This is a genomic window from Salinivibrio sp. PR5, assembly GCF_001996085.1.
In the GTDB taxonomy this organism is placed as follows: Bacteria; Pseudomonadota; Gammaproteobacteria; order Enterobacterales; family Vibrionaceae; genus Salinivibrio; species Salinivibrio proteolyticus.
The window spans coordinates 44,628-56,180 of record NZ_MUFK01000019.1 but is presented as its reverse complement, the minus strand read 5'-3'; the positions used below and the strand labels follow the sequence as shown (position 1 = coordinate 56,180).

Below are 11,553 nucleotides of genomic sequence, written 5' to 3'. Positions count from 1 at the left end.
GATTATAATATACTGAAAGACGGCGAGTTATTTCGCAGAGAAAAAAACCGTAAATCATCGTTTTTTCTCTAAATATCTTTGCACTACATCTGCTTGTATTGTAAGTTTCGCTCGCTGTTTTACTGGTGGAGGTTAATGAATGGAAAAACACGAAGAAGTCCTGGTCGCGCTGCGGCAAATCATCCGAGCGATTGACCTGCACTCACGCAAACTCAACAAAGTCTCTGGTATTACTGGCCCTCAGCTGGTTTTAATGCGTGCTATCAAAGAATTAGGTCAGGTGACCATTCGAAAACTATCCACGCACACCAACATGAGCCAAGCCACTGCAACTACGATCCTTGATCGCTTAGAAAAGCGCGGATTGATTGTACGCGTGCGCAGTGAACTGGATAAGCGTAAAGTCCACGCGCATTTAACCGAGCAAGGTGAAGCGGCACTCGAGCAAGCCCCGAAACCTTTGCAAGAAAGCTTTATTTCTCGCTTCCAAAACTTGGAAGAATGGGAACAGTCGTTATTGCTCTCATCGGTCCAGCGTGTGTCATCAATGATGAATGCTGACGATATTGACGCCGCCCCACTGCTTGAGGTATCTGCGCTCACGTCACACAACGCGCAACTTCAAGCTAAAAAATAGTCACGACCCGGCAGGTAACAGGACGTCTCCACCGGGCAACCTGCCAGTTATGGCGTTACGAAAGCAAAGGATCATCGCTCTCGTCGCCATTCATGCATTCCACACCATCGCTGGTTTCATTCATTACAGTGATAAAAAAAGATGGCATCATGGCCGCCTTATTTTACTGTTCTATTAGGTTATTGCCCGCTGCGCCTAAGGCACATTATGCCCTTTTGAGGCAACCCAAATGCGATACCATTGTTCACGACTCAGAGTTAATGAGCGCGCATTAATCGCTGACTTCACGCGTTCAATATTCCCCGAACCAATAATCGGCAACGGCTCTGATGGTAAACGCATAACCCACGCGTAAATCACTTGGTCGATGGTCGCATCCAGCTCATCCGCAATCGCTTGTAAGGTTTCTCTTACTCGCTTAGCCTGCGCACTGTCACCATTAAAAAGCTCCCCGCCCGCGAGACAAGACCACGCCATCGGCTTAATCCGCAAACGTTGCAACTGATCGAGCGTACCGTCATGAATCACGTCAAAACGCAGTGGGTTGATTTCGACTTGGTTGGTCACTAACGATTCATCGAGTCGCGATTGCAGCAAGTCAAATTGCGATGGGGAAAAGTTCGACACCCCTAAGTGCTTCACTTTGCCGTGATGACGCAGTGTGGTGAAGGCTTCTGCCACTTCATCTGCATCCATCAACGCATCCGGGCGATGCAGTAAGAGTACATCTAAACGCTCAACGCCTAAACGCGATAATGAGTTATCAACAGACTGAATAATATGACGATAGCTGGTGTCATAGTGGTTAATTTTGCGGGTTGGCGCCGCTTCACTGACCAGCTTAATATCACACTTCGAGACCACTTGAATTTTCTGACGAACGCTCGGTTCAAGCTTGATCGCCTGCCCAAACAAGGATTCACAGCGATAGTCACCGTAAATATCCGCGTGATCCACCGTAGTAATGCCAAGGTCAATATGCGCTTTAAGAAAGCTAAGGCGTTGTTGTGGCGTCATTTGCCAGTCATCAAGGCGCCAATAGCCCTGAACCAAAGGCGAAAAATATGGACCGACGGGAGAAATAGAAGTTGCAGTTAACTCAGACAAAACACGTCCTTAATGTCGAGGAGTGAGAATTTCATGCTAATCCGAACCGGACAAATCTACAATCTTTTCTCGTCTTAATCCCCGACGTAGTCACTTAAGTGGTCGAGAGTGTTCATTCCTCACCCCAAAATTGATCAAACTATCACCAACCCTTGGCAAGCGGAAAGAAGGTCGGTATCTTGTTTGACGCAAAAAAGCAAAAAGGAAGAGAAAATGCTTATTCGACGCCTGGAATTGCGGGATTGTGACGCGATCAACACCATTTATAACTATTACATTTCGCAAACCGCGATTACCTTTGATCTGGTGCCTTGGCAGACGGACGAGCGTGAGCGCTGGTTTGCTCAGTTTGACACGTCATCTCGCTATCAGGCATGGGTTGCGGAGCAAGACGACAAACTTGTCGGTTTTGCATACAACACCGCCTTTAATCCCAAACAAGCCTATCTTATTTCCTCAGAAATCACGATTTATGTCGCTCACGATGCAGGTGGCCAAGGCATTGGTTCGCAACTGATGCAAACGCTGCTTAATAGTATGCGTCAACAAGGCTTGCGCCGCGCCTACTCTCTGATCACTTTGCCTAACCCTGCCTCATTGGCACTACATCGCCGCTATGGCTTTCAACAAGTGGGTCAGCTCAGTGATGTGGGTGAAAAGTTTGGAAAACTGCACAGTGTCGCCATGCTGGAATGTGACCTCACGATGTAATTATACGCGTCATCAAAAAGCTGTTTGATAGCACTTGGGGCCGACAATAAAGTGGTACTACTGATCAAACGTTGTCTTTATTAATTTTCCTTTTGTCTATTTAACAAGACATCCTTTTTTATTTACTTATCGAAAACGATAATTTTTACGCAGAGTGGCTAACTAGAACCTATCTTTTTTTAGAGAAAGGTTGGGAGCGTCACCATGAAAGTCAGTAAGAAAATAACCCTCGCCATTGTAGGTGCCTCATTAAGTTGTGTCATTATTGTTGCTGCCATTCTTGCGACAAGAACTATGTCACTCTCTTCTCAGTCACTTAACCAGAAAGTCAGTGATCAACTCACTGCCATTACCCAAGCAAAGAAGTCGGAGATAAATAACTATTTCCAGTTTATTGGAAATCAAATAAAAACACTGGCCAACTCCACGATGACAGAAGATGCATTAGCAAAGTTTTCATCTGCATTTCAACGTATTAATGATGAGGTTTCAACATCCCCTCAAAAAGACGCCGCACTGAAGCGATATTATACAGAACAGTTTGCTAATCAATATCAGAGCATTAACGACGAAACAACCAGTGCATTAGACAAATACAATCAGTTGACTGAAACCGCAAAACGTCTTCAGCAAAGTTATATTAGTGAGAATACGCATCCACTGGGGAGTAAAGATACATTAGCTAATGCGAATGATGGTTCAGTATACAGCGAAATTCATGCCGAATTTCATCCTAACTTTCAGCACTATTTAAAAACCTTTGGTTATTACGATATATTTCTGATTGATAATCAGGGAAATATTGTTTACAGCGTTTATAAAGAACTTGATTACGCCACTAACTTGCTCAATGGCCCTTACGCATCGAGCGGCATCGCGCAAGCTTATAAAAAAGTCCGTCAAGCGCCAAAAGGTGAATTGGGATTTGTCGACTTTGCCGCTTACTACCCATCTTATGACAGCCCTGCTTCGTTTATCGCCAGCCCTGTGTACAAAAATGATAAACAAATCGGTGCCTTAATTTTCCAGATGCCGATTGAGCGCATCAGCCAAATTATCAGCAACAATGATAAATGGGCTGAATCAGGCATGGGTAGAACAGGCGAGCTATTTCTTGTCGGTCCAGATAAGCGTCTGCGCTCTGAACCACGTCTATTAACTGATGACAAAGACGCCTACCTTAGCCGGCTTCAAGCGATGGGCGTAAATGAAGCAACAATCCACAAAATCGCCTATCAGAATAGTGCGGCCGGTAAGCAACCCATCGACAGCGCTGCTGCATCAAAGGCATTGGCGGGTCAGCAAGGGCTCATGACCCAGATGGGCTATCGCGGCAATGAGGTTATCGCCATCTATTCACCACTCGAGGTGTACGGCATTACATGGGCCGTCGTGAGCCAGCAGGATACATCCGAAGCATTGAGCGCTATCGCGCAGATTAGCGATGATATCCTCTACTCGACATTACTGACCGCACTGGGTTTGGCTGTGGTTGCATCGATTGCTGCGTTCTATCTTGGCCGCAGTATCGGCGCCCCCATTCTTGCCCTTGCCGATAAAATTCAACACATTGCAGCAACCAAAGATTTGACTATCCAGCTTGAACATAAAGGTAAAAATGAACTTTCACAGCTTAGTGATAGCCTTAATGACATGTTTGCCAGCTTCAGAGACGTTATCCAGCAAACCCACAGTGCGTCTTCATTACTGCTGCAATCCTCAAAAGATATCAGCACCGATATCGTTGATATGCGCGGCCAAATAGATGAGCAGGCGCGTAACTCTAGCCAGGTTGCGACAGCCGCCACGCAAATGGCCGCATCGATTAGTGAAGTCTCTGAGCATGCTAGCAATGCCTCTGAAGCTTCAGATAACATCACCCAATCTGCGCAAGAAGGAAGCCAGATCGGTGATAATCTTGTCGCGCGTATGCAGCAACTCCAAAATGATATGTCCAGTGCCACGCAGTCAATGGAGCAGCTGTCGCAAGAAAGTGAGTCTATTGGCTCGGTGCTTGATGTCATCCAAGAAATTGCGGAACAAACTAACTTATTGGCACTGAATGCAGCGATTGAGGCTGCGCGTGCGGGCGAGCAAGGACGCGGATTTGCGGTGGTCGCGGATGAAGTGCGCTCACTGGCAACACGCACGCAAGACTCGACGGAAGAAATCCGTAAAAAAGTCGAAGCACTTCAACTCGAAACACGTAAAGCGACGTCAGGCATCGAACAGGCGAACAGTGCTGTGCTTGAAAGCGTTGAGAACTGTACAGAAAACAATAACAAGCTCAGCCAAATCACAGAGATGATTGAGCGTATCAACGAGATGAATATGCAGATCGCCACCGCCGCCAATCAACAGACTCAAGTGACCGATGAAATCAGTCAAAACGTTAATACCATGGCGCAATCGGCCGATCGCGTCTCAGAGCGCACCCGCAGTACTGAGGAAACAGTGACGCAGTTAAGTGAGCAGGCGACCACCTTGGAAAATACCATCAGTCACTTTAAAACCTAATCACAAGGCAAAAAAAAAGGGCCAGCATCCTGCTGGCCCTTTTTTCAGTCTCGCCTCTAGCCGAGGACGGGTTCTTGCGCTAACTCTCGGCGCTTTTCTTCACCGAAACCGCGCAATCCAACCACATGTACATGCTCGCGATCGTTGAAGATCTTACGCACTAGCTTGTACGTCGTGCCTTGCTCAGGACTGATGTTTTCCGGTGCCGCAATCAATAGCTGCATATCAAGGCGGTGACATAGCTCAAACAGCGTCGAAATGGATTTAGCATCTAAACGCGCTGCCTCGTCCAAAAACAGCAGACGACATGGGATCACATCTTTACCGCGCAAACGGCGTGATTCTTCTTCCCAGCTTTGCACCACCATCAGCAAGATAGCTTGGCCCGTACCGATTGCTTCACCGGTCGATAACGCGCCCGACTCGGCCTGCAACCAGCCATCCGTACCACGGTTAACCTCAATGCCTAATTCGAGGTAATTGCGATAATCAAGGAGCTCTTCTCCCAACACCTGTGGCGAACGTTGGCCCAACTCGATATGCGGGTTGAGGCGCTGGAACAGCTTCGCCATCGCCTCCGAGAAGGTGAGGTTGTGATTGCCAAACAAGTCTTGGTGTTGCTCAGCATTCTCAGCCAAGCCCGCCAAAAGTTGTGCATGCGTCTCGCGAATCGACACATTCAAACGCACCCCTTTTACCTGACCAAAGCCAATATTCTGTAGGCCTTGGTTAAGCATGCGGATACGGTTTTGCTCTCGCTGAATGGTTTTACGAATGATGTTCGCCACCGACTCTGAGCTAATCGCCAAACGGTTTTCCCGTTGCGTCAGCTCTTCGGTCAAGCGAGCGAGCTCAACTTCCATCTCTTCAATTGCTTCGACAGGATCATCGGTGCGAATAATATCGTGGCGAATACGCTCGCGTAAGTGCTGATAAACCGCGACATAAAAGAGTACCTTGCGTTCAGGACGACCAATGTCTTCCGATGCACGCAATGCGTCACGTAAGGTTTCATTGTCGGCGACCGCCAAACGCAACGCGCCCAATGATTTATCCGATAACGAACGCAATTCATCAGCCGACATATAGGCCATTTCGCGGCGATGCAGCTGTTTTTCCACACCGTTATCACGCGCAATACGCATCACCGTGCACCAGCCTGCTTTCGCATTCACCACAAATGTGCGCAAGTCTTGGTATTGCTTCAATGATTTACGCAGGCCTTTAGTCAGCGATTTCACTTCCATATCCAGCGAAGTAATACCACGTGAAAGCTGACTGTGGCGCTGACGCGCTTGGTGCACCTGTTCATGTAAGGTGTCCCGGCGAACGCGAGCACGTTCCATCGCATCATCGTCGGCCTGAACGCCCAACTCAGCTAACTCACGTTTAAATTCGGCGACGGTTTCTTGTTTCGCTTGGTGCGAGCTTTTCAGTGACGCCAATACCTGATGATATTGATTCGTCTGTTGCTGAATATTTTTTAGTGCCTCGCGCTCACGCTGTCGCACTTGCTCCGCGGTTTTCAGCTTGCTTTTTAGTTGCTCGTTCAACTCACTGCTTTGCGTGAGCATATCTGCCGCATCTTGATAGGCAAAGTGCGGACGACGCTCGGCTAAATCGGCGACCGCGAACACTTGCTGCTTAATCTGTTGCAGCTGCGCATCTGCATCTTGGTATGCCTGCTCAAGCTTATCAAACTGCTCAGGATCAGCATCCAACGTCGATAGGCGCGCTTCCAACTCGGTGAGGGTGTCACCGTGCTGCTTGATAAAGGCACTAGCCTGCTTTGCCGCTTCAACCCGCTGTTGAATCGCATCGATTTGACTGTCCAGATCGATCTCAGCCAGCGCGCCAGCGCAATAACGGAGTTTGTCGAGGATCTGCAGCGCGTGCTGAGTCCGTTTGATTGCCTCGTCCGTTTGTTGCTGTTGCGCTTTGGCGTCTGCCAATTGACGCTGAATAGCCGAGCGCTTATCACGGCGCTGCTTGATGGCTAATTCGGGATCCGCCTCAAAAGCAACCGTTAAATGCTCGGCAATAAAATGGCTAAATGCCTGAGACAAACGCTGTTGTTTTTGCACATCAAAAGATGCTTTGGCGTAGTCTTCGACCAAGGCTTCGCGTTGCTCGCGTAACGCCTCGAGACGGTACTCACGCGCTGCGCGACCAAACAAAGGCGTTTCAGGGAAGCGCGAATAACGCATTTGACGATCATTGAGGTGCACACACACCGCGCCAGAGAGTTCCTCGGCATCAAACACGCTGTCGTCAAACGCGTCGGCATCACCTTCGATGACATACAGATCGTCTGGGCAATCCTCTAAATCAGCCAGTTTTGCTTTCACACCTTTTAAGTCAGGGACCACTATCGCGTGACGAGCCGGACCATACAGCGCACTGAAATAAGGCGCATCATCAAGGGTGATGTCGTCATAAATCTCAGAGAGCAAAGTACCCCCTAAGGTGTCCGCCAGCGCTTGCAACTGAGCATCATCACTGCCACCTGGCTGGGCAAGATGCTCGATCGCCTGCTCGACCTTGGTTTTTTGCTCTGCTAATTGATCGCGCGCTTGGGTACGTTCGCGCACCTGCTCATGTGTTTCGTGCATCGCCGCCATCACCGCTTGGCGATCGTGCAATGCTTGACCACTCTGCTCAATGAGCTTGGTCAGTGCGTCGTTGGCGGCTATCCATGCAGGTGCTTGTTCCTCTAACACACGAATTTCGTTTGCTAGTGCATCATCTTGGCGTTGATGCTCGCGAACCTGCTCGGCCTGTTGCTCACGGGCTAACTGCAACTCATCACGCGTCGCTTGCTGCAATGCTACCGCCTGCTCGACCGCATCCGCGTTGGTCAGTGTTTCGTGGGTGACATCCTGATATTGACTCACCAGTGATTGTGCTTGCTCACGGTGCTGCTGACGTTGCAACAGCTCGCGCTGCTCGTACTGCAGTTGATTCAGGCTATCGGCCAAATAACGACGTTCGCGGCCTTGTTCCACCCAATATTTCGCTTGCTTTCCGGCTTTCTCACGTAGCGCATCCGGCTCAATGCGACGTAATAACGTAAACGCATGATCAAATTGGCTCGCCGTGGCAGAAGCAAGATCACGTTTGTGCTTCAGAGACAGCACGGTATCGGTTTGCTGCGCTTCTTCGGCTTTAAGTGTCTGCAACCGAGCACTGGCATCATCAGCCTGTAGCTCTTCATCGCCCGTCAGCGCGCGGGCTTTTTCTAGCGCATTCACCGCTTGCTGGTATTGCAAAGAACGCGTCTGTTGCGTGTTCAGTGCCTGTTGATAATCGGCCAACTGGCTTTTCAGGCTATCAACTTCTTCTTCGCTTTGCGCCGCTCGCAGTTCGCCCTCAGCTAATTGCTCGGCCGCCTCTTCCACCACCATGATCTGTTCTTCAAGGCGCTCACTCAATTCAAGTAAGTCTTCCTCATAGCGTTGGATTTTTTCTTGCTGACGTAACGCAGATTGCACTAACTGCAAATGGTCCGATGCCGCTTGGTGGTCTTGTTCCAAGTGATCTTGACCCGCTTCCAGCTCGTCCAGCTCTTCTTGCATCGCGTGTGCTTGCGCTTGCTTTTGCTGCAATTCCGCTTGTGCACTGCCCAACTCGGCACGCAACGACAAGGCTTGTTCTAATTTGCTGCGTCGTTCGTTGGCATGGCGCATGTAGTCTGAGGCGACATAGTGCGTCGCTTCGGTGATCAAGTGCTTAAATAAATCCCGATCACGCTGGGTCAGTTTAATCGCTTCCAGCGTCATCCGGTTTTCTTTTAAAGCGACTTCCATATCTTGGAACGCTTTTTTCACGCCACCGTTTTGCGGCAACAAATAATCGCGTAACGATTTGGTGATGGCACTTGAGATCCCACCGTATAAGGACGCTTCAATCAAACGATAGTATTTGCCGCGATCTTGCTGAGTGCGCAGCTTTTTCGGCAGTACGCCAAACTCAAACATCTGAGCGTGATAGTCGGTGACCGAGTTGAACGCTTTGAAATGCGCGGTCTCATAGCCTCCGGCTGCCTCTTTCACTTCATTTAATTGACGAACACGAGCTTGCCCATTGGCCAGTGTTTCTACCAATACCTCAGTCGGGGTCACGTGTGAAGGCAACCCTTGAATAACGAAAGGTTTGATATCAACTTTTTTGTCTCGTCCTGCGACTTGCTGCAAACGTACCGCAAATAACACTCGCTGCTGACGGGAATTCACCACGTCTAGCGCGGCATAACACGACCCCGGCTGCAATTTACCGTGCAGCCCTTTATCTCGCGAGGCACTCGAGCTGCCCGCTTCCGTGGTATTTCGGAAGTGAAGCAAGGTTTGGTCGGGGATCAAAGACGTGATAAACGCCGCCATCGTGGTTGATTTACCGGCACCGTTACCACCAGAAAGCGTGGTCACCAAGGTATCGATATCAAAGGTTCGAGCAAAAAAGCCGTTCCAGTTCACCATGGTGAGTGATTGATATTTACCGCGTTGGCTCATGCTGTCTGTTCCTCAGTTGGTTGGGATTGGGTAAACGAATCCTCTTCATGCAGATCGTCGTCCAAAAAGCTGGATTGGATATGCTCTTGGGTATGCACTACCGCTTCACCATCGCGGATCAGGCGCAATTGTGCATCCTGCATGTCTTCTCCAGTGCGCACATCGGCGCCAAAACGGAACGTAGCTTCGCTGACACGGAACTTGTGCCCTTCACCAATTGGAATGATCATGCCTAATCGGCGTAGACGGCGCAGTGAGGTTTTAACTTTGTCGAACAGTTTGTCACGATCTAAGTCAGAGCCGCTGGCGCGATGTGTAACCAGCTTCATCAGCTTTTTCTCATCGGCAAGCGCCATCAGTTCGTCGAAGAGCTCTTGGGTGGTGAAAATCCCTTCTTGCGCCAGTCGCTCTGGGCTGAGATAAAGAAAACACAAGACTTTGCCCACCAACATATCTAGCTCAGACAGAACACTGCGGCGTATCAGGCTGGTTGAGCGAGGGCGCAGGTAAAAGAACCCTTCTGGGGCACGCACTAATTCTGCATTGTACCTCTGGTAAAAAAGATTCAGCTCTTGCTCAAACTCAACCAACAACGCATGGTTATCCAAATCTTCACTGGCAATATGGCGGCCAGCACGCAAAGCGCTATCCAACGCCGGAAAGAGTGGATTAGCGATCGCTTTTGCTAACCCTTCAGGCATTGGCATTTCAGTATTTATCGATGACATTCGCTTGTACCTTGGCTCCAAAGTCATTAATGGCCTGCCAGTCAGGCTGGATCGCGTTAAAGTCGGACTGGGAATAGCCCATCCGAACCGCTTGGTTAATCACCAAACGCGCGAGATCAAAGTGGCGGGCTTGCGGGTGCTCGGCCAGATAAGATTTCAGGACGTCGCCTAAGTTGATGGCTTGGCCGGTTTGACGGTGACGCTGCAGCATCTCAGAGACTTGACGTGATAGCGCATCATCCACCACCGTCAGCTCTTCAAATTCAACCTGTGCAGGCATTTCTCCCGTTACTTCATCGTCACGTAGCACTAAGGCTTCATCACGGGTGTCGCGGAGTCGCTCTGCATCGGCATAGGTCAAAAACCAAGGCGCATCGAAAAAGTCACTCACCGATTGACGTAACCGCTGGCTGAATGCGCGGTTTTTATCCATGTCGATGGCGGTACGAATAAACTTGTGCACATGACGGTCGTAGCCGATCCACAAGTCAATTGCTTGCTGCCCCCAGTTGATGATCCGGTCGAGTTTCATTTGCAGGCTGTAAACCATCGCATCCACGAAGTCGAGGTCATCACGCGAGCGTACCACTTCTTGAATCTCGAGCAATTGGCTTTGTAAGTTATCTCCCGCGGCTTGCAAAGTGTCTTGCAACTCGCGCAGCGTGCTCGAGGTTTCATTGAGCAAGTATTCACAATTGGCGATCGCAGCCTGCCAATCTTGCGTCAGCAGCGCAGCAATATCATCTTTCACTTGCTGCTGCTGCTCGTCCATCACGCGCTGATTGAGGTCGATGCGATCAAAAATTTCGGCTACCGAGTATTTCAACACGCCATACACGTTGTGGCGCCAAAACTTCGCATCACCGTCTTGCATCGCTGCACTGCGGGCTTTTTCAATTTCATCCGCCACCATCGATAATTGCACCGACAACTTCAATGCTGAATACTCGCGGTGGCGCGCATAATAATCTGCAATGCCCATCGCCAACGGCGTTAAGCGATAAATGCTATCGCCCTCGGTCATTTCACTCGTAAACCGGCTCAACAAACGGGCTTGTACCATTTCATTGATGGCGTTGTTGGCGCGAAAGGCTAGATTCCCCGCAGGGCTATCACCCGACGCGGCAAACTGTTCGCTTACGATACGGAAGGCATCAATCAATTCACCTTCGCTTAGTTCATCTTCGAAACGTTCTTGGCTCATTACCGTAATGGCCAATAAAAACGCCAATCGCTCCGGCGGCAAGTTAAGTGAAAAGCCACCTTGCTTCACCCAGTTGACCAATTCGGGCACTGTCTGAGCGTCGTCTGCCCGCGTCAGGGTTGATTGGGCCTGATCACTCAT

General features: G+C 49.5%; 7 protein-coding genes. 3 read left to right on the top strand and 4 right to left on the bottom strand.

Going from position 1 to position 11,553, the window contains the following annotated elements; all coding sequences use genetic code 11:
• Window positions 1–139 precede the first annotated feature (139 nt).
• Window positions 140–637 (top strand): MarR family winged helix-turn-helix transcriptional regulator, encoded by a 498-nt coding sequence (locus BZG82_RS08785; RefSeq protein ID WP_069587048.1) that lies wholly within the window; start codon window positions 140–142, stop codon window positions 635–637.
• A 195-nt stretch (window positions 638–832) separates the two neighbouring features.
• Here BZG82_RS08785 and BZG82_RS08780 read toward each other — a convergent pair whose 3' ends face one another.
• Window positions 833–1,744, bottom strand: coding sequence for an aldo/keto reductase (locus tag BZG82_RS08780; protein ID WP_077765639.1), 912 nt, complete (start codon window positions 1,742–1,744; stop codon window positions 833–835).
• A 213-nt stretch (window positions 1,745–1,957) separates the two neighbouring features.
• Here BZG82_RS08780 and BZG82_RS08775 point away from each other — a divergent pair, with 213 nt between their 5' ends.
• Together BZG82_RS08775 and BZG82_RS08770 are read left to right on the top strand one after the other, a co-directional pair.
• Entirely contained in the window at window positions 1,958–2,455 is a 498-nt protein-coding gene (locus BZG82_RS08775; RefSeq protein ID WP_077765638.1) for a GNAT family N-acetyltransferase, read from the top strand.
• A gap of 204 nt (window positions 2,456–2,659) precedes the next feature.
• Window positions 2,660–4,972 (top strand): methyl-accepting chemotaxis protein, encoded by a 2,313-nt coding sequence (locus BZG82_RS08770; RefSeq protein ID WP_077765637.1) that lies wholly within the window; start codon window positions 2,660–2,662, stop codon window positions 4,970–4,972.
• 56 nt (window positions 4,973–5,028) lie between these two features.
• Here BZG82_RS08770 and mukB read toward each other — a convergent pair whose 3' ends face one another.
• Genes mukB through mukF form a run of 3 tightly spaced genes read right to left on the bottom strand, consistent with a single transcriptional unit; the run spans window position 5,029 to window position 11,553 of the window.
• Entirely contained in the window at window positions 5,029–9,480 is a 4,452-nt protein-coding gene (gene mukB / locus BZG82_RS08765) for a chromosome partition protein MukB (RefSeq protein WP_077765636.1), read from the bottom strand.
• On the bottom strand, window positions 9,477–10,208 hold the full coding sequence (gene mukE, locus BZG82_RS08760) for a chromosome partition protein MukE (protein WP_077765635.1): 732 nt from the start codon (window positions 10,206–10,208) through the stop codon (window positions 9,477–9,479). The genes mukB and mukE overlap by 4 nt, the downstream gene beginning before the upstream one ends.
• Window positions 10,189–11,553: a chromosome partition protein MukF gene (gene mukF / locus BZG82_RS08755; protein ID WP_077661993.1), complete on the bottom strand. Its 1,365-nt coding sequence runs from the start codon at window positions 11,551–11,553 to the stop codon at window positions 10,189–10,191. The genes mukE and mukF overlap by 20 nt, the downstream gene beginning before the upstream one ends.